We start from the raw sequence: 17,752 nt of genomic DNA, 5'->3' as shown, positions 1-17,752 counted from the left end.
AAAAAGGCAGGGTTCCGGGTGATATACCCGGAACCCTGCCTTTTGCCCGTTGCACGGGTGAATGCTGGTTAGATGTTGAAGCCGAGGGCCCTCATCTGGTCCTTACCGTCGTCGGTGATCCGTTCCGGACCCCATGGCGGCATCCATACCCAGTTCAGGCGCCAGTCGTCAACCACTCCGTCGAGGGACTTGCCCACCTGCTCTTCAAGCACATCCGTCAGCGGGCAAGCCGCCGTGGTCAGTGTCATGTCGATCAGGAGCGCGCCGTCATCGTCGGAGTACTTGAGTCCGTAAAGAAGGCCCAAGTCCACGATGTTGACCCCGAGCTCTGGGTCAATGACGTCCTTGAGCGCTTCCTCGACGTCCTCGAGGCTGGTTCGCGCCGTGTTGATTTCGGTCATGGAACGATCCTAACTAGGCCTGCACAGCAGGAGCAACGGCAACGCCGGCGCCTGGAGCGTAGCGGTCGTAGCCTTCTTCTTCAAGACGGTCTGCGAGCTCGGGGCCGCCCTCTTCAACAACCCTGCCGTCAACGAACACGTGAACGAAGTCCGGCTTGATGTAGCGCAGGATGCGGGTGTAGTGGGTGATAAGCAGCGTGCCCATGTTGCCCTCTTCGTGGGCGCGGTTGACGCCCTCGGAGACAACCTTCAAGGCGTCGACGTCCAAGCCGGAGTCGGTTTCGTCAAGGATGGCGAACTTCGGCTTGAAGAGTTCGAGCTGCAGGATCTCAACACGCTTCTTCTCACCACCGGAGAAGCCCTCGTTGACGTTGCGCTGTGCAAAGTCGGCGTCGATGCGCAGCTGCTGCATGGCAGCCTTGACGTCCTTGGTCCAGGTGCGCAGTGCCGGTGCTTCGCCGTCGATCGCGGTCTTGGCGGTGCGCAGGAAGTTGGTCATGGTCACACCGGGAACCTCTACCGGGTACTGCATGGCCAGGAACATGCCTGCACGGGCGCGCTCGTCGACGCTCATTTCCAGGACGTCTTCGCCGTCCAGCGTAATGGTGCCGCTGGTGACGTTGTAGCGCGGGTGACCGGCGATCGTGGAGGCGAGGGTGGACTTGCCCGAGCCGTTGGGGCCCATGATGGCGTGCGTTTCACCGGTCTTAATGGTGAGGCTGACGCCCTTCAGGATCTCCTTGGTGCCCTGCTCCGTCTCGATGCTGACGTGCAGGTCCTTGATTTCAAGAGTTGACATGCTCTTCTTTCTTTCCGTTCGTAAGTCTGGCGGTACTGGGCGCTCAGTAGTGATCTACCGAGGCACCGTTCACAACGTTGGTCACGTCCACGTAAACGTCGTCTCCATCGATGGTGACGGCAAAAACGGGGACGGGGTCATAAGCAGGCAGCTGGAGCGGTTGTCCGCTGCGGAGGTCGAACTGGGAACCGTGTCCCCAGCACTCGATCGCGCAGCCTTCAACCTCACCCTCGGACAACGAGATGTCCGCGTGCGAGCAGGTATCGGCGATCGCGTGGATCTCGCCCATCGAGTCCCTGACGATGGCTACAGGATAGTCATCGATCAGGACACGCAGCGCTTGCTTGACCTGGATGTCATTGGCGTTGCATACCAGTTCGCCCTTGGTTTCTTCACTCATTGTTTACTCTGCCTGGCCTGTCTTAGTTGTCGGTCGCGGCGAGTTCGCGCTCAACAGCTGCGGTCAGGCGATCTTCGATTGCCGGGACCTTGATCTGCTGGATGATCTCGTTGAGGAAGCCCCGGACCACCAGGCGGCGGGCAACCTTCTCAGGAATACCGCGGGCCATGAGGTAGAAGAGGTGCTCGTCATCGAAACGGCCGGTGGCGCTGGCGTGGCCTGCACCCTCGATCAAACCGGTTTCGATTTCGAGGTTGGGAACCGAGTCGGCGCGTGCACCGTCCGTGAGGACAAGGTTGCGGTTGGCCTCGTAGGTATCGGTACCTTCTGCTTCCTTACGGATCAGGACGTCGCCCACCCATACGCTGTGGGCATTGCGTCCCTGAAGAGCACCCTTGTAGAGGACGCGGGACTTGCAGTTGGCCACTGCGTGGTCAACAAAGAGGCGCTGCTCAAGGTGCTGGCCGGCGTCGGCGAAGTACAGGCCGAACATTTCGACGTCGGCACCGGGAGCCGTGAAACGCGTGGACGGCGTGACGCGAACGAGGTCGCCGCCAAGGCTGACCACGATGTGCTTGAACTTGGCATCGCGGCCGATCTTTGCCTGCTGCGAAGACGCGTGGACCGCGTCGTCTGCCCATTCCTGCAAGGAGACGACAGTCAGTTCAGCACCGTCCTCCACAATGATCTCCACGTTCTCGGAGACAACCGCGGAGCCCTGGTGATCCAGAACCACAACAGCCTTGGAGAAGCGTTCGGCCACAATCACGATGTGCTGTGCCGACGGCGCCTCACCAGCGCCGGTGACCAGGACGGAAACTTCACTCTCGGCCTGCAGATCGGCGGGCACGGTGATCACGGTGGCCTCGGCGAAGTTCTCCCAGGCATTGGCGGACACGAGGTCCTCGGGGATGCCCGCCTGGCCGATGCGCTTGTCATCGCGGCCAACAGTTTCAACAACGACGCCGGCCGGTGCGGTGACGCTGACAACAGGAGCTGCGCCGTTGAGGACATCGGTGTGGAGGCCGCGGAGGCGCTTCAACGGAGTGAATCGCCAGTCTTCCTCAAGGCCGTTCAGCGGCTTGAAGTCTGCAAGCTTGTACGAGGTGAGGCGGCCGGCGCGGGAGCTGTCCGGGATGCCGACCCCGCCACCGTGCGAGTGGCTCTTGGCCGAAGCGCCGGCGAGCGGACCAGCGGAGGGCTGCTCCGACGTCGTGCTGGTGTTCGTTCCGGTGTTGGCGGGCGAAAGGTTCTCGCCTTCCTCGGTGAAGCCGTTGATGAATGGCTGGGCCGAGGGCGCGCCGATGCGCGCTTTTTCAGTAGTGATATCAGTCATTGTTAACCGACGGACCCTTCCATCTGCAGTTCAATCAGGCGGTTCAGCTCAAGAGCGTATTCCATGGGCAGTTCACGGGCGATCGGCTCGATGAAGCCGCGCACGATCATGGCCATGGCCTCGTCTTCAGGCATGCCGCGGGACATCAGATAGAAGAGCTGCTCTTCGCTGACGCGTGAAACGGTGGCCTCGTGGCCCATGACAACGTCATCCTCGCGGATGTCGATGTACGGGTACGTGTCCGAACGGGAAATGGTGTCCACCAGCAGGGCATCACAGCGGACCGTGTTGGCCGAGTGCTTGGCACCCTCACGGACCTGGACCAGGCCGCGGTACGCTGCACGTCCGCCGCCGCGGGCGACCGACTTGGAAATGATGGAACTCTTGGTGTTCGGTGCAATGTGCACCATCTTGGACCCGGTGTCCTGGTGCTGGCCCTCGCCGGCGAAGGCGATGGACAGCGTCTCGCCCTTGGCATGCTCGCCAACGAGGTAGACGGCCGGGTACTTCATGGTCACCTTGGAACCGATGTTGCCATCGATCCACTCCATGGTGGCGCCCTCTTCGCAGATAGCGCGCTTGGTCACCAGGTTGTACACGTTGGTGGACCAGTTCTGGATGGTCGTGTAACGGACGCGGGCGCCCTTCTTCACGATGATCTCCACCACGGCCGAGTGCAGTGAGTCCGAGGTGTAGATCGGAGCCGTGCAGCCTTCGATGTAGTGAACGTAGGAGTCTTCATCAGCGATGATCAGCGTGCGCTCGAACTGGCCCATGTTCTCCGTGTTGATGCGGAAGTAGGCCTGCAGCGGGATGTCCACATGAACGCCCTTGGGCACGTACACGAATGATCCGCCGGACCATACGGCCGTGTTCAACGAAGCGAACTTGTTGTCGCCCACCGGGATGATGGTGCCGAAGTACTCCTGGAAGATCTCCGGGTGCTCGCGAAGTGCGGTGTCCGTGTCCAGGAAGATCACGCCCTGGGCTTCCAGGTCCTCGCGGATCTGGTGGTAGACAACCTCGGACTCGTACTGGGCTGCGACGCCAGAGACGAGACGGCTGCGCTCAGCTTCGGGGATACCCAGCTTCTCGTAGGTATTCCGGATGTCTTCCGGAAGGTCTTCCCACGTTGCCGCCTGCTTCTCGGTGGAGCGCACGAAGTATTTGATGTTGTCGAAGTCGATGCCGGAGAGGTCTGCACCCCAGGTAGGCATAGGCTTGCGGTCGAAGTACTTAAGGCCCTTGAGCCGCAGATCGAGCATCCATTCGGGCTCGTTCTTCTTCGAGGAGATGTCGCGGACGACCTCCTCGTTGAGGCCACGACGGGCGTTGGCGCCAACGTCGTTCTTGTCGGCCCAGCCGTACTCGTAGTTTCCGATACCGTGCAGTTCGGGATTCTTCTCCAGAATCTCCGAGATCACAGTGCCGTCAGCTACCGCTTTCTCTGCTATTTGGTCCGTCATCACGGCCTTTCTTGCTGGTTGTTTGATTCCTGGTACGGGTTCCCGGACTGCACTGCGACATCCGGAGATGCCGTGGCAGCCGGGCGCCCGGTAGGTATATGGGTGGTGCACACATGTCCGCCCTGCGCGAGCGTGGAGAGACGCCGGACATCGACGCCCACCAAGCGCGAGAAGACCTCGGTCTCGGTGTCGCAGAAAACCGGAAACTCCGCAGCCAGGCGCTGGATAGGGCAGTGACCCTGGCACAGCTGGACGCTGGACAGTGCGGCGGGCAACGGGGCCTTGGCCTCAATGGAATGGGCTGATGCAACGAAGCGATCGCGGCTCAGGGCCCTGGAAAGTGCCATGGCCCTGGCGGTGATGTCATCTCCGGCGGCCTCGACCTCGGGAGCGTAGCGCCGTTCCATATCGGAGAAGCGTTCCTCCGCGTATGCGCGAACCGCGTCTTCGCCGGCGAGTTCCTGGAGACGGTGGAGCGCCGAGCTGGCAATGTTCAGGTAGTCATCGCCGAGAGTGGACTGTCCCTGCGAGCTCAGGACGTAGCGGCGCGCGGGGCGTCCCGCGCCGGAACCGGCCTTGGTCACACGCTTGACTTCAATTACGCCGTTGCGCTCCAAGTGGTCAAGGTGGCGGCGGACTGCGGCCGGCGTGAAGCCGAGGAGGTCGCCGAGCTCCGCGGCGCTCACTGGACCGTTTTCCAGAACGGCGCTTAGGACCCGGTCCCGTGTGCGATCATCCGCGTCCGGCATCGCGGGCGGGGCAACGAATGCCTCCGCCGCTGCAGCATGCCGTGTTGAAGGCATGGAAGTTGGACTGCTCATGGAATACACAACATAATCATGTCGTAATTTGTTTCATGCATCCAGTAAGGCAAGGCTGACCTGCGCAAGCCGCCAAGTGTGACCGTACTACTTCCCGTAGAATACTCTGGTGCGATCCCCCGACTCCCCCGTCCTCACTATAGATGGACTCATAAAGGACGTAGGCCCCCTGGCCTCCCTTGACGGCAAAATGCTCAGGGTGGTCAGCGGACTGTCGCTGGTGGCCGAACGCGGCCAGGTAACCGCCCTATTGGGGGCTAACGGCGCGGGCAAGACCACCACGCTGGAGTGCGCCCAAGGTTTGCAGAAGCGAACGGGCGGAAATATCTCCCTCCTTGGCGCGGACCCTGATACTGCAGGTGCCGTCTTGAGATCCCGCGTAGGTGTGATGCTCCAAGACGGCGGCCTCCCGCCGTCGGCCCGTCCCATACCCTTGTTGCGGCATGTCGCCGGCATGTACCAAAAGCCCATGAACGTTGACGCGCTGGTGGAACGCCTGGGAATACACCAGTTCAGCCGGACCAGCGTGCGCCGCCTTTCCGGCGGCCAAAAGCAGCGGCTGGCACTCGCGGCGGCGCTGGTGGGTAACCCTGAAATCCTTTTCCTCGACGAGCCCAGTGCCGGCTTGGATCCACAGTCCCGGCAGATGGTTTTTGAGCTCATTGCCGAGCTCAGGGATGCCGGAATGGGCATTGTCCTGACCACCCACCTGATGGACGACGCGGAACGCCTGGCGGACTACGTCTACATCATCGACGGCGGTCACAACGTGGTTGAGGGAACGGTCGCCGAATTGCTTCGGCACGATCACGCAGCGGACTCCGCCATCACGGACCGGACGCTCTACTTCGACGCACCCGGCGGTCTAAGCTTGAACGGTGCTGTGGATGCCGGCCTGCAGATAACAGAGACGCGCTCCGGGAGTTACGCCATCACCGGCGCCATCACCCCGAAAGACCTTGCATCCCTGACTGCTTGGTGGGCTGAACGGAACATCATGCCCGCCTCGCTGCGGTTGGAAGCCCGTAGCCTGGAAGACGTGTTCCTGGACATTTCCGGAAGGGACCTCCGATGAGCCAACTTCTCTCGCCCAACGCCGGACCGGCATCCCTGCCGCGCCGGATCATGCAGCAGGGCCGCTACGAGACCATCACCATGCTGCGCAACGGTGAGCAACTCATCCTCGCTATTGTCCTACCCTTGATGGCCTTGGTGGGACTGGTAGTGACGCCCCTCCTCGATGACATGGGCGGATCACGTGTAGACGTTGCAACGCCGGGCATCCTGGCACTTTGTGCGATGTCCACTGCCTTCACCGGCCAGGGCATCGCTACCGGCTTTGACCGCCGGTACGGAGTGCTCCGTTTCCTGTCCACAACCCCCCTTGGTCGGGGCGGGCTCATCGCAGGCAAGATCCTCGCCGTGCTGGTGGTCCTTTTTCTTCAGGTCCTGGTCGTGGCGGCCGTTGCCGGCATGCTGGGATGGCAACCACGCCTGGACGCCTGGCTTCCAGGGCTCGGACTTTTGGTTCTCGGTGCTGCAGCCTTCACGGCGCTGGGGCTGCTGGTGGCCGGTACGGTGCGCCCTGAAGCTACCCTTGCAATCACCAACCTGCTGTGGATTCTCCTGGGGGCCCTGGGCGGGATTGTGGTGCCGGCGGAACGACTACCTTCCCTACTTCAGGGCATCGTGCACTTCCTGCCCTCAGGGGCGCTGGGCCAAGCGCTCCGTGATGCTTTCCTCTCGGGCAGTGTTCCTTTCCCCGCCGTTTTAGTCCTCCTGCTGTGGACCGTACTGGCCGGTGCTGCGGCCATCCGATGGTTCAAATGGAACTAACCCATTCAGGCATTAACCACCAACGCAGAACTGAGAAGTGAGACAACTGTGAGCACGGCATCGCGCCTACCCAATACCGTCCAGCGATTGACGTCCAAGCTGCCCACCGAGGTCAACAACGCCGTGCGCCGCCTGGCACTGTTGTCCCTCATTGGACAGACAGTGCTTGTGGTGACCGGTGGTGCCGTGCGACTTACCGCTTCCGGCCTTGGGTGCCCTACGTGGCCGCGCTGCACCAGCGATTCGTTGGTGAATACGCCGGAGATGGGCATCCACGGTTTCATCGAATTCGGCAACCGGCTCCTGACCTTCGCTCTGGCAGCCGTTGCTGCGCTCATGCTGGTGTACTTGTGGAATCTCCGCAAAGAGCGCCGCGACCTGTTCGTCCTTGCTCTGGGCCTTCTGGCCAGCATTCCGGCGCAGGCTGTGATCGGTGGAATCACGGTTCTGTCCGGCCTTAACCCTTGGGTTGTGGGCCTTCACTTCCTTGTCTCCATGGCTCTGGTGGTCTTCGCCACACTCCTGGTCAACCGCGCTTACGGGCGGACCGGCCGGTTCATGAACCGCACGCTGCCTGTCCTGCCCGCTGTAACCCGTCCGTTGATGACGGCCGTTGCTGTTTTCTCGGCACTTTCGGTGATGCTGGGTGTCGTGGTCACTGGCGCCGGGCCCCACGCAGGCGATGCAGATGCTCCGCGCAATGACCTTGACTGGGACCTCTTCTCACATATCCACGCCGTACCGGCCTACCTGATCACTGCAGGAACACTATTCGCGGTGTACTTGGTTTTCAGGCACAAGCTTTCCGGGCCATTCCGGACGGCGACGTATCTCCTTCTGGGTGTAACCCTGCTGCAGGCCGTCATCGGCTTCACTCAGTATTACAACGGCATTCCCGCACTGCTCGTGGGCGCTCATATGTTCGGTGCTGCCGTGTTGATGAGTGCGGCCACCAACGCCGCTGATGTGGCGAAGTACAGCCCGAAGCGTTAGCTGCGGATGAGCTGCGCCGGATTCGCCCGCGACGCCACCACTGCCGGATAAACCGCTGAGAGGGTGCCACTGAGCAGGCCGGCCGCGATACCCCAAAGGGCCGCATCTGCTGGAATCACCGGGACCCAGCCCTCGTTTGCGGCGTAGGCAAGAGCGGCGCCCATGCCCACGGCGGCGCCGGCAATGCCACCAAGTGCACCCACTACTGCCCCTTCCACAAGGAACATGGATGCCAGAGCGGTCCGCCGCATTCCGAGGGCCAGCAGAACAACCGAAACTATCGCAACCATACGGCGCGCCGGTTTGCGTCCTGAGGACCGAATTCGCGGCCACATTGGTTGACCTTATGGGGTAGGACCGAACGCCAACCACAACGGCGCCATCGAGGATGGGGTCACGCCCCGGTTTATTGATGATTCCCACCACTGGTACTGGCTGGCCATAGAGCCACATCACGACGCCGGGTCCCGGCTTCGCGACGCCCAGCTGCCGTGCGGCGTCCCCGCCGAGGACGGCGACCGGAGCCCCGAATGAATGATCAAGCAGGGCGACATCACCAAAGGAATCGGTGGCACTTTGCAGACGGACAAATGCGGCGTCTGCGATGCGGACAGCACCTCTGCATGGGGGCGCCTCGGGGATAGAGCCAGCCGGAATGTCGAAGGCTGTGTGTCGCTGGACTGTCCGCGTCACATCACGAACGATAGGGGGCGTTACGGGACCCCTGGAGCGGTTAGGCTCCGGGGGATGTGAGAGAGGGATCCGCTTAAGCCCGCGGGATGTGAGAGAGGGGCAGAGAAGAGCGCCGCAAAACGGCGACGCCGGCACTCTGGCGAGTACCGGCGTCGAGCGTTTGCGGTTTGCAGAGCGTGTGCGGAGCTAAGCCCCGACGATCGCGGAGCCGACGAACGGATCAACGGCCAAGGCAATGAAGAGCAGCGTCAGGTAGCTGATGGAGCCATGGAAGACCTTCATTGCGCCCTTGTTGGAGACGTCGCCACCCTGGGCGCGCTTGTACAAGGCGTGGCTTTCGTAGAGGAACCAGGCGCCGGCGGCAACGGCGACGATGGTGTAGACCCAGCCGGCCCCACCAACGGGCACCATCAGCAACGAGCAGGCAACCATGGCCCACGCGTAGAGGACTACCTGTACAGAGACCACCTTCGCGCCGGCGATGGCGCCGAGCATGGGTACGTTGGCGTTGCGGTAGTCCTCGCCGTATCGCATGGAAAGCGGCCAGTAATGGGGAGGCGTCCAGAGGAAAATCACCATGAACAGGACAATGGCGGGCCACTCGACCGTGTTGGTAACGGCCGCCCAGGCGATGAGAACCGGGAAGCATCCGGCAGCACCACCCCAGACGATGTTCTGGGCCGTGCGACGCTTCAGGATCATGGTGTAAATGACCACGTAGAAAACGATCGCGCCGAGACCCAGCCACGCAGAAAGCGGGTTGGCACCGAACCACAGGATCGCGATCGAGGCGGCACCCAGCACCCAGGCAAACACCAGGGCCTCGCGCGGCGATACTTCACCAGTGACCAAGGGCCGCTTTTCCGTGCGGTGCATGAGTTTGTCAATGTCGCGGTCGATGTAGCAGTTGAAGACACCGGCACTGCCGGCAGCGAATGCACCACCAACGAGGGTCGCAAGAATCAGCCCGATGGACGGGAAACCGCGTTGCGCAAAAATCATGGTGGGCAGTGTGCTGACCAGGAGCAGTTCGATGACCCTGGGTTTGGTCAGAGCCAGATACGCCTTGAATTTACGGGACATTCCGATGCTTCCCCGTGCCGGGGACGCGTTAAGGGGCGTATCAGTTGTGCTCACGGCGGCAGTCACTCTGTTCTATGCTCTGGGGTTCTCGCAGCGGCTGCCGTCCCTGTTGTCGAAAGCAAACTCGGGCGCATGAACCGCTGCTGGCCTTCAAATATCATACCGTGGCGGAAAGAGGGCCGATGTCCGCAAAATACGTCAATGTTTCCGAAACTTCACTCCCCCGTGGTGCCATGGTGATTCATATAAGCGAATTTCTGTCCAGTTAGTGGGATTCCCTCAGTTACCTGACACGTTTAGGGCTAAGCTGTTGAGCAGATCAGCACACGTTGACCATCCGGGAAACCGTATTCTCGGATATCCGTGCGTCTGGATGAGAGATCAACGTTTCAATGGTGAACGGCTGGTAGACACATTGCAGCGGGCGCCATCCTGTGCTTCCTGCGTGCCGTGTCCGTACGCCTGCCGTCAGCACAGAGAGGGGCTCGGTTTTCGTGCCACATTTGGAAGAGCAAGAACTGTCATGGACCGATCTGGACAAAAAGGCAGTTGACACCGTTCGCGTGTTGGCCGCCGACGCCGTGGAGAAGGTCGGAAACGGTCACCCTGGTACGGCAATGAGCTTGGCTCCGGCAGCGTACCTGCTGTTCCAGAAGCTGATGCGTCATGACCCGAAGAACCCGGACTGGATTGGCCGCGACCGCTTTGTGTTGTCCCCCGGTCACACGTCATTGACCCTGTACATCCAGTTGTTCCTCTCCGGTTATGGCCTGGAACTGAAGGACCTCGAGGCGCTCCGCACCTGGGGTTCGCTGACCCCGGGTCACCCTGAGTACAAGCACACCGCCGGTGTGGAAATCACCACCGGCCCGCTGGGCCAGGGACTGGCCTCCGCTGTTGGTTTCGCGTACTCCCAGCGTCGCCAGCGTGGATTGTTCGACGCCGATGCTCCCGCCGGCGAATCGCCGTTCGACCACACCATCTGGGTCATCGCTTCCGACGGCGATCTCCAGGAAGGCGTGACGTCCGAGGCGTCCTCGCTTGCCGGACACCAGGAACTGGGCAACCTCGTTGTGATCTACGACGAGAACCACATCTCCATCGAAGACGACACCGACATCGCCTTCACTGAAGACGTCCTTAAGCGCTACGAGGCCTACGGCTGGCACACCCAGCGCGTGGACTGGACCAAGACCGGCGACTACGTCGAAGACGTTCAGGAACTCTACTCGGCACTGCAGGCAGCGAAGGCAGAGACGAACAAGCCGTCCATCATCTCGCTGCGCACCATCATCGGCTACCCGGCGCCAAAGAAGCAGAACACCGGCAAGATCCACGGTTCCGCTTTGGGCGCTGAGGAAGTCGCGGCACTGAAGACCGTGCTCGGTTTCGATCCGGCCAAGTCCTTCGACGTTGACGAAGAAGTTCTGGCCCACGCCCGCAAGGTCCTGGACCGCGGCGCCGAAGCCCGTGCCGCGTGGCAGAAGTCGTTCGAGGCATGGCAGACCGCCAACCCGGATGCTGCTGCCCTGCTGGAGCGCGTGGAAGCCAAGAAGCTGCCCGTGGGCATCGACGCTGCACTGCCCGTCTTTGAGGCAGGCAAGGACGTTTCCACCCGCGCTGCCTCCGGCAAGGTCCTGAACGCTATCGGCCCGGTCCTGCCCGAGCTCTGGGGCGGTTCGGCCGATCTCGCCGAGTCCAACAACACCACCATCGAAGGCTCGCCGTCGTTTATCCCGACCTCGCGCTCCACGGATGCCTGGAAGGGCAACCCGTACGGACGTGTGCTGCACTTCGGTATCCGTGAGCACGCTGCTGCTTCGATCGTGAACGGCATTTCCTTGCACGGACGCACCCGGGCCTTCTCCGGTACGTTCCTGATCTTCTCCGACTACCAGCGCCCGGCGATCCGCCTTGGCGCGCTGATGGGTGTCCCATCCCTGTACGTGTGGACGCACGACTCCATCGGCCTGGGCGAAGACGGACCTACCCACCAGCCGGTGGAGCAGCTCGCTTCGCTGCGCGCCATCCCGGGCCTGGATGTCGTCCGTCCCGGCGACGCCAATGAGGTCTCGGCTGCATGGAAGGCCATGCTGGAGAACCACGAGAACCCGGCAGGCATTGTCCTGACCCGCCAGAACATCCCCACCTACGCCCGCGGCGAAGGCGAAGCTGCTGGTGACACCTTCGGTTCCACCGCAGGTGTAGCCAAGGGCGGGTACGTCCTGGCTGAGGCCTCCAAGGACGGCGAAACCGTTGACGCGCAGGTCATCCTGATCGGCACCGGCTCCGAGGTTCAGCTCGCAGTCCAGGCCCGCGAAGCCCTCCAGGCCGAAGGCATCGCAGCCCGCGTTGTTTCCATGCCGTGCGTTGAGTGGTTCAACAAGCAGGATGAGGCTTACCGCGAGTCCGTGCTCCCCGCTGCTGTCAAGGCCCGCGTTTCGGTCGAAGCCGGTCTGGCACTGGGCTGGCGCGAATTCGTCGGCGACGCCGGCCGCTCCATCTCCCTGGAACACTTCGGCGCCTCGGCCGACTACAAGCGGCTCTTCAACGAGTTCGGCATCACCGCCGAAGCCGTTGCCGCCGCAGCCAAAGACTCCCTCGCAGACTCCAACGCATAACAGTCTGCTTCCCTCTCACAAGGAGAAACACACATGTCTACAACTCCCACGCAGCAGCTCTCTGACGCCGGCGTTTCGATCTGGCTCGATGACCTCTCCCGCACCCGCCTGGATACCGGCACGCTGCAGAAGCTCATCGACGAGAAGAACGTTGTTGGTGTGACCACCAACCCGTCCATCTTCCACGCCGCCATCACCGCCGGCACGGACTACGACGCCACCATTGCCGCCCAGGCTGCGGCCGGCGCAAGTGTCGAAGAGACGATTTTCGAGATCACCACCACGGACGTCGCTGACGCCTGCGATCTCTTCGCCCCGATCGCCGCCGCCACCAATGGTGTGGATGGCCGAGTCTCCATCGAGGTTGACCCCCGCCTTGCCTGGGACACCGCCGGTACCATTGCCGAGGCCAAGCACCTGCACGCCAAGGTCAACAAGGACAACGTCCACATCAAGATCCCGGCAACCCTGGAAGGCCTGGAGGCCATCACGGCCACCCTCGCCGAGGGCATCAGCGTCAACGTCACGCTGATCTTCTCCTTGGAGCGCTACCGCGCAGTCATCAACGCCTTCCAGTCCGGTCTTGAGCAGGCCAAGGAAAACGGCCACGACCTTTCCAAGATCCACTCGGTGGCATCGTTCTTCGTGTCCCGCGTGGATTCGGAAATCGACAAGCGCCTTGACGCCATCGGCACCGATGAAGCCAAGGCACTCAAGGGCAAGGCCGGCGTGGCGAACGCACGCCTGGCCTACCAGGTCTACGAAGAGCTCTTCTCCACCGAGCGTTGGGCAGTGCTGGCTGAAGCAGGCGCTCTCCCCCAGCGCCCCCTGTGGGCTTCCACCGGCGTGAAGGACCCGGCCTACCCGGACACCCTCTACGTCACCGAACTCGTCGCTGCGGGCGTGGTCAACACCATGCCCGAGAAGACCCTCGACGCCACGTTCGACCACGGAGTAGTCACCGGCGACACCATCACCGGCACCTACGACGAAGCGAACGAGACCCTCAACGCCCTCGAAGCCCTCGGTGTCTCCTACAACGACGTCGTCACCCTCCTTGAGACCGAAGGCCTCGAGAAGTTCGTGGGCTCCTGGAAGGAACTCCTCGCCGACGTTGAAGGCGCACTCGTCACCGCACGGAAGGCTTCCTAACACACCATGAGCACAATCAGCTACGACGCCAGCGGTGCCGCCCAGCAGGCTATTGCCCAGCACATTGACGGCTTGGTCGAGGAAAAGATCGCCACGCGGATTTTCGCCAAGGACCACACTTTGTGGGGCCCTGACGCGGAGTCCGAATCGGCGGTACGCCTCGGCTGGGTAGAAGCCGCCACAGTGTCTCAGGCTTTGGTCGGTGACATCCTGGAACTTCGCGATGCCCTTCGCGGTGAAGGGGTCACCCGCATTGTCCTTTGTGGCATGGGTGGGTCTTCCTTGGCGCCTGAGGTTATTGCCGGCACCGCCGGCGTCGAGCTGACGGTGCTGGACAGCACCGACCCCGAACAGGTCGGTGCTGCATTGGCGGACCGGCTGGCGGAGACGGCTATTGTTGTTTCCTCCAAGTCGGGTTCCACCGTTGAAACCGACTCCCAGCGACGAGTGTTCGAGAAGGCGTTCAACGACGCCGGCATCGACGCCAAGAGCCGCATCATCATCGTCACCGATCCCGGTTCGCCGCTGGATAACGCTTCCCGCGAAGCGGGCTACCGCGCAGTGTTCAACGCCGATCCGAATGTGGGTGGACGTTTCTCTGCACTGACAGCTTTTGGCTTGGTCCCGTGTGGGCTGGCCGGTGTCGACATCCAGGCATTCCTGGATGAAGCTGAAGAAGCTGCTGAGATTCTCAATGAGGATTCAGCGGACAACATCGGCCTTGCCCTCGGCATCGCCCTGGGTGGTACCAACCCGCTGCGCAACAAGATCGTGATCGCCGAAGACGGTTCGGGCATTGTCGGCTTCGCTGACTGGGCCGAACAGCTGATCGCGGAATCCACCGGGAAGCTGGGCACCGGTGTTCTGCCGGTCGTTGCCGGTCCGGATTCCCCGGAGGCCCTTGGCGGTGCCGGGGATGTCCTGGTGGTCCGCCTGGTGAGTGCTGATGCCGACGTCGAACTTCGTGAGAACGAGGTTGCCATTGCCGGTGGGCTTCCCTCGCAGATGTTTGCCTGGGAATTCGCCACCGCGGTAGCGGGCCGTCTGCTGGGCATCAACCCGTTTGACCAGCCCGACGTCGAGGCAGCTAAGGTTGCCGCGCGCGGCCTGTTGGACGCCCGCCCTGAACCGACCCCCGCAGCGTTCACCGATGGTGCTGTGGAGGTTCGCGGCGGTGACTGGCTCGGGGACGCCTCGACGGCGAGCGAAGCTGTGCAGGCGCTCCTTGGCCAGCTCGGTGCAGATGGTTATTTGAGCGTTCAGGCCTACCTGGACCGCATTTCCCATGCACCGCTCGAAGGCATCCGTGACGAACTGGCTGCCGTCAGTGGCCGTCCGGTGACGTTCGGTTGGGGCCCGCGTTTCCTGCACTCCACGGGACAGTTCCATAAGGGCGGACCGGCAATCGGAGTGTTCCTGCAGATCACTGCAGCATCAGCTACGGATCTCGAGATCCCGGAGCGTCCCTTCACGTTCGGCCAGCTCATTGCTGCGCAGGCCTCGGGTGATGCCCAGGTCCTGGAAGGTCACGGCCGCCCGGTACTGCGCCTGCACCTCACCGACCGTGCAGCCGGCGTAGCCCAGCTCCAGGAAATCGTCTCTGCGTTGGCTAACCAAGCCAGCGCACTCGAAAGCTAAGGCACAGAACCAAACATGCCAGAAACTAAGAACGGCAGTACCCGGAATCCTTTGCGGGATCCGCGGGACCGTCGCCTGAATCGGATTGCCGCGCCGTCGTCGTTGGTGTTCTTCGGAGTCACCGGGGACCTGGCTCGTAAGAAGCTCATGCCGGCGGTCTATGATCTCGCCAACCGCGGTCTCTTGCCTCCCAGCTTCGCGTTGGTGGGCTTCGGCCGCCGTGACTGGGACAACGCCGAGTTCGCGGCCGAAGTCAAGGAAAACGTCAAGGCGCACGCGCGGACCAAATTTGATGAAGCGGTGTGGGAGCAGCTTGCCTCCGGTATCCGTTTTGTTCAGGGCGAGTTCGACGACGACGACGCTTTCGAACGTCTGGGCGATGTCCTGGATGAGCTGGATGAGACCCGGGGAACCCGTGGGAACCACGGGTTCTACCTGTCCATCCCGCCCAAAGCGTTTGAACAGGTCTGCCGGCAGCTGTCCAAGCATGGCTTGGCGCAGGCGAAGCCGGGGCAGTGGCGGCGTGTGGTCATCGAGAAGCCGTTCGGGCACGATCTTGAGTCTGCCCGCCAGCTCAACGACATTGTGGAGTCGGTATTCCCGGCTGACGCCGTGTTCAGGATCGACCACTACTTGGGTAAGGAGACGGTGCAGAACATCCTGGCGTTGCGCTTCGCGAACCAGCTGTTCGAACCGCTCTGGAACGCCAACTACGTAGACCACGTCCAGATCACCATGGCCGAGGACATCGGCACCGGTGGGCGTGCGGGGTATTACGACGGCGTGGGTGCTGCCCGCGATGTTATCCAGAACCACCTGCTCCAGTTGCTCGCGTTGACAGCGATGGAAGAGCCCATCTCCTTCAACGCCGATGACTTGCGGGCGGAGAAGGAAAAGGTCCTCGCAGCGGTCAAGCTGCCCGAGGACCTCTCCACACACTCCGCACGTGGTCAGTTCACCGGAGGCTGGCAGGGCGGCGAGGAAGTCCTGGGCTACCTGGACGAAGACGGAATCCCGGCCGATTCCAAGACCGAGACGTTCGCCGCGATCCGGGTGGACATCAACACGCGTCGGTGGAATGGTGTGCCGTTCTATCTGCGGGCCGGCAAGCGTTTGGGCCGTCGCGTCACGGAGATCGCCGTGGTCTTCAAACGCGCCCCCAACCTGCTGTTCCGTGATCACGGCGAGGACGACTTTGGACAGAACGCCGTGGTCATCCGCGTGCAGCCCGACGAGGGCGCAACCATCCGGTTGGGCTCCAAGGTTCCGGGCACGCAGATGGAAGTCCGCGATGTCACCATGGACTTCGGCTACGGCCACTCCTTCACCGAGTCCAGCCCCGAAGCCTATGAACGCCTCATCCTGGACGTACTTCTGGGTGAGCCGCCGCTGTTCCCGCGCCACCAGGAAGTGGAACTGTCCTGGAAGATCCTTGACCCGTTCGAGGAATACTGGGCCGGGCTCGATGAACAACCGCAACCCTACGCACCGGGTAGTTGGGGGCCGGCCTCGGCCGATGCCTTGCTGGCCCGTGACGGACGAACCTGGAGAAGGCCATGATCGTAGATCTTCCCGACACAACCACCTCCAAGATCTCCAAGAAGATCATGTCCCTGCGCGAGCAAGGCGGCGTGATTGCCCTGGGCCGTGTGCTGACCCTGGTAGTGGTGACGAAGTCCGGGTATGAAGAAGAAGCCATCGAAGCGGCCAACGAAGCCAGCAGGGAACACCCCTGCCGGATCATTGTCCTCGCCGACGCAGGCGTTGAAGGTCCTGACCGCCTCGACGCGCAGATCCGCGTCGGTGGCGACGCCGGTGCATCTGAAGTCATCGTCCTGCGAGGTCACGGTCACATGGCCCACGAAAGCGAATCCCTCGTGGCCGCTCTCCTGCTGCCGGACGCACCGATCGTGGCGTGGTGGCCTCACGGCGCGCCGGAAAGCGCCTGTGAGACCTCCATCGGCCGCATCGCGCACCGACGCATCACCGACTCCGCCAACGAGCCGGACCCGCGCCTGGCCCTGGAAAACATCCGTGCCACCTACAAAGCCGGCGACACCGATCTGGCATGGACCCGCCTGACCAACTGGCGCATGCAACTCGCAGCTGTCTTCGACCAGGTCGATAGCGACCCCGTCTCAGCCGTTGCCGTTGAAGGTGCTTCCGACTCCCCCAGCACACTGCTGCTGGCAGCTTGGCTCAGTCTGGCGCTGGAGGCTCCCGTCACGATTGTGGCAGACCCTGCAGGTACCGGTATCCGCCGTGTCCGTTTGACGCGTGCCAGTGGCGACGTCCAGCTCTTCCGTCCCGGCCTCTCTGTTGCCGAGCTGACCCAACCCGGGCAGCCGGCACAACGCATCACGCTCCCCCGCCGAAGCCTCAAGGACTGCCTCGCTGAAGAACTGCGGCGGCTTGATCCGGACGAAGTGTTCGGAGAAGTGATTACGATGGGACTTCCACTTACCAGTCAGAGGAGAGTCCAGACCAGTGCACGCTGAGCCCAGAGTAAGTAT

Annotated in this window: 16 protein-coding genes; 8 read left to right on the top strand and 8 right to left on the bottom strand. The window is 62.4% G+C overall.

Going from position 1 to position 17,752, the window contains the following annotated elements:
* Positions 1–68 precede the first annotated feature (68 nt).
* From ACZ5J0_RS09705 to ACZ5J0_RS09680, 6 genes are read right to left on the bottom strand one after another with little or no spacing between them, the layout of a single operon-like run.
* Positions 69–401, bottom strand: a complete 333-nt coding sequence (locus ACZ5J0_RS09705) for a metal-sulfur cluster assembly factor (RefSeq protein WP_089595078.1) — start codon at positions 399–401, stop codon at positions 69–71.
* Positions 402–414: 13 nt separating this feature from the next.
* A complete protein-coding gene (sufC, locus tag ACZ5J0_RS09700) occupies positions 415–1,200 on the bottom strand; it encodes a Fe-S cluster assembly ATPase SufC (RefSeq protein WP_142939221.1) in 786 nt (261 codons plus the stop codon).
* Positions 1,201–1,243: 43 nt separating this feature from the next.
* Positions 1,244–1,600, bottom strand: coding sequence for a non-heme iron oxygenase ferredoxin subunit (locus ACZ5J0_RS09695; RefSeq protein WP_166840760.1), 357 nt, complete (start codon positions 1,598–1,600; stop codon positions 1,244–1,246).
* A gap of 22 nt (positions 1,601–1,622) precedes the next feature.
* Positions 1,623–2,936: a Fe-S cluster assembly protein SufD gene (gene sufD / locus ACZ5J0_RS09690; protein ID WP_166840762.1), complete on the bottom strand. Its 1,314-nt coding sequence runs from the start codon at positions 2,934–2,936 to the stop codon at positions 1,623–1,625.
* A gap of 2 nt (positions 2,937–2,938) precedes the next feature.
* Positions 2,939–4,402 (bottom strand): Fe-S cluster assembly protein SufB, encoded by a 1,464-nt coding sequence (gene sufB, locus ACZ5J0_RS09685; RefSeq protein ID WP_011774792.1) that lies wholly within the window; start codon positions 4,400–4,402, stop codon positions 2,939–2,941.
* Complete coding sequence (locus tag ACZ5J0_RS09680; RefSeq protein WP_142939224.1) at positions 4,402–5,223, bottom strand: helix-turn-helix transcriptional regulator; 822 nt, start codon at positions 5,221–5,223, stop codon at positions 4,402–4,404. Before ACZ5J0_RS09680 ends, sufB begins: the two co-directional genes overlap by 1 nt.
* 109 nt (positions 5,224–5,332) lie before the next feature.
* Here ACZ5J0_RS09680 and ACZ5J0_RS09675 point away from each other — a divergent pair, with 109 nt between their 5' ends.
* From ACZ5J0_RS09675 to ACZ5J0_RS09665, 3 genes are read left to right on the top strand one after another with little or no spacing between them, the layout of a single operon-like run.
* On the top strand, positions 5,333–6,298 hold the full coding sequence (locus ACZ5J0_RS09675; RefSeq protein WP_464094676.1) for an ABC transporter ATP-binding protein: 966 nt from the start codon (positions 5,333–5,335) through the stop codon (positions 6,296–6,298).
* Positions 6,295–7,059: an ABC transporter permease gene (locus ACZ5J0_RS09670; RefSeq protein WP_250820189.1), complete on the top strand. Its 765-nt coding sequence runs from the start codon at positions 6,295–6,297 to the stop codon at positions 7,057–7,059. The genes ACZ5J0_RS09675 and ACZ5J0_RS09670 overlap by 4 nt, the downstream gene beginning before the upstream one ends.
* 48 nt (positions 7,060–7,107) lie before the next feature.
* Positions 7,108–8,052: a COX15/CtaA family protein gene (locus tag ACZ5J0_RS09665; RefSeq protein ID WP_142939227.1), complete on the top strand. Its 945-nt coding sequence runs from the start codon at positions 7,108–7,110 to the stop codon at positions 8,050–8,052.
* Here ACZ5J0_RS09665 and ACZ5J0_RS09660 read toward each other — a convergent pair.
* Positions 8,049–8,342 (bottom strand): FtsX-like permease family protein, encoded by a 294-nt coding sequence (locus tag ACZ5J0_RS09660; RefSeq protein WP_464094675.1) that lies wholly within the window; start codon positions 8,340–8,342, stop codon positions 8,049–8,051. The genes ACZ5J0_RS09665 and ACZ5J0_RS09660 overlap by 4 nt on opposite strands.
* Before the next feature lie 589 nt (positions 8,343–8,931).
* Entirely contained in the window at positions 8,932–9,894 is a 963-nt protein-coding gene (locus ACZ5J0_RS09655; RefSeq protein ID WP_142939229.1) for a heme o synthase, read from the bottom strand.
* A gap of 428 nt (positions 9,895–10,322) precedes the next feature.
* On the opposite strand from ACZ5J0_RS09655, the gene tkt reads away from it, so the two are divergent.
* From tkt to ACZ5J0_RS09630, 5 genes are read left to right on the top strand one after another with little or no spacing between them, the layout of a single operon-like run.
* Positions 10,323–12,449, top strand: coding sequence for a transketolase (gene tkt / locus ACZ5J0_RS09650; RefSeq protein WP_464094674.1), 2,127 nt, complete (start codon positions 10,323–10,325; stop codon positions 12,447–12,449).
* A 33-nt stretch (positions 12,450–12,482) separates the two neighbouring features.
* Entirely contained in the window at positions 12,483–13,601 is a 1,119-nt protein-coding gene (tal, locus tag ACZ5J0_RS09645; RefSeq protein WP_142939230.1) for a transaldolase, read from the top strand.
* 6 nt (positions 13,602–13,607) lie between these two features.
* On the top strand, positions 13,608–15,239 hold the full coding sequence (locus ACZ5J0_RS09640; RefSeq protein ID WP_464094673.1) for a glucose-6-phosphate isomerase: 1,632 nt from the start codon (positions 13,608–13,610) through the stop codon (positions 15,237–15,239).
* A gap of 15 nt (positions 15,240–15,254) precedes the next feature.
* The gene (gene zwf, locus ACZ5J0_RS09635) at positions 15,255–16,799 is read left to right on the top strand and encodes a glucose-6-phosphate dehydrogenase (protein WP_464094672.1); all 1,545 of its coding nucleotides are present in this window, start codon (positions 15,255–15,257) and stop codon (positions 16,797–16,799) included.
* Entirely contained in the window at positions 16,796–17,737 is a 942-nt protein-coding gene (locus tag ACZ5J0_RS09630) for a glucose-6-phosphate dehydrogenase assembly protein OpcA (protein ID WP_142939233.1), read from the top strand. The genes zwf and ACZ5J0_RS09630 overlap by 4 nt, the downstream gene beginning before the upstream one ends.
* The last annotated feature ends 15 nt before the right edge of the window (positions 17,738–17,752 follow it).

The organism is Arthrobacter sp. DualSoilB13 (assembly GCF_055389195.1).
This window is presented reverse-complemented; position numbering and strand designations above follow the sequence as displayed.

Bases quoted from the DNA above. Each gene is read 5' to 3' on its own strand.
- ACZ5J0_RS09670 (WP_250820189.1), top strand. From the start codon at position 6,295: ATGAGCCAACTTCTCTCGCCCAACGCCGGACCGGCATCCCTGCCGCGC.
- ACZ5J0_RS09705 (WP_089595078.1), bottom strand. From the start codon at position 401: ATGACCGAAATCAACACGGCGCGAACCAGCCTCGAGGACGTCGAGGAA.
- ACZ5J0_RS09640 (WP_464094673.1), top strand. From the start codon at position 13,608: ATGAGCACAATCAGCTACGACGCCAGCGGTGCCGCCCAGCAGGCTATT.
- ACZ5J0_RS09630 (WP_142939233.1), top strand. From the start codon at position 16,796: ATGATCGTAGATCTTCCCGACACAACCACCTCCAAGATCTCCAAGAAG.
- ACZ5J0_RS09680 (WP_142939224.1), bottom strand. From the start codon at position 5,223: ATGAGCAGTCCAACTTCCATGCCTTCAACACGGCATGCTGCAGCGGCG.
- sufD (WP_166840762.1), bottom strand. From the start codon at position 2,936: ATGACTGATATCACTACTGAAAAAGCGCGCATCGGCGCGCCCTCGGCC.
- ACZ5J0_RS09660 (WP_464094675.1), bottom strand. From the start codon at position 8,342: ATGGTTGCGATAGTTTCGGTTGTTCTGCTGGCCCTCGGAATGCGGCGG.
- zwf (WP_464094672.1), top strand. From the start codon at position 15,255: ATGCCAGAAACTAAGAACGGCAGTACCCGGAATCCTTTGCGGGATCCG.
- ACZ5J0_RS09695 (WP_166840760.1), bottom strand. From the start codon at position 1,600: ATGAGTGAAGAAACCAAGGGCGAACTGGTATGCAACGCCAATGACATC.
- tal (WP_142939230.1), top strand. From the start codon at position 12,483: ATGTCTACAACTCCCACGCAGCAGCTCTCTGACGCCGGCGTTTCGATC.
- sufB (WP_011774792.1), bottom strand. From the start codon at position 4,402: ATGACGGACCAAATAGCAGAGAAAGCGGTAGCTGACGGCACTGTGATC.
- sufC (WP_142939221.1), bottom strand. From the start codon at position 1,200: ATGTCAACTCTTGAAATCAAGGACCTGCACGTCAGCATCGAGACGGAG.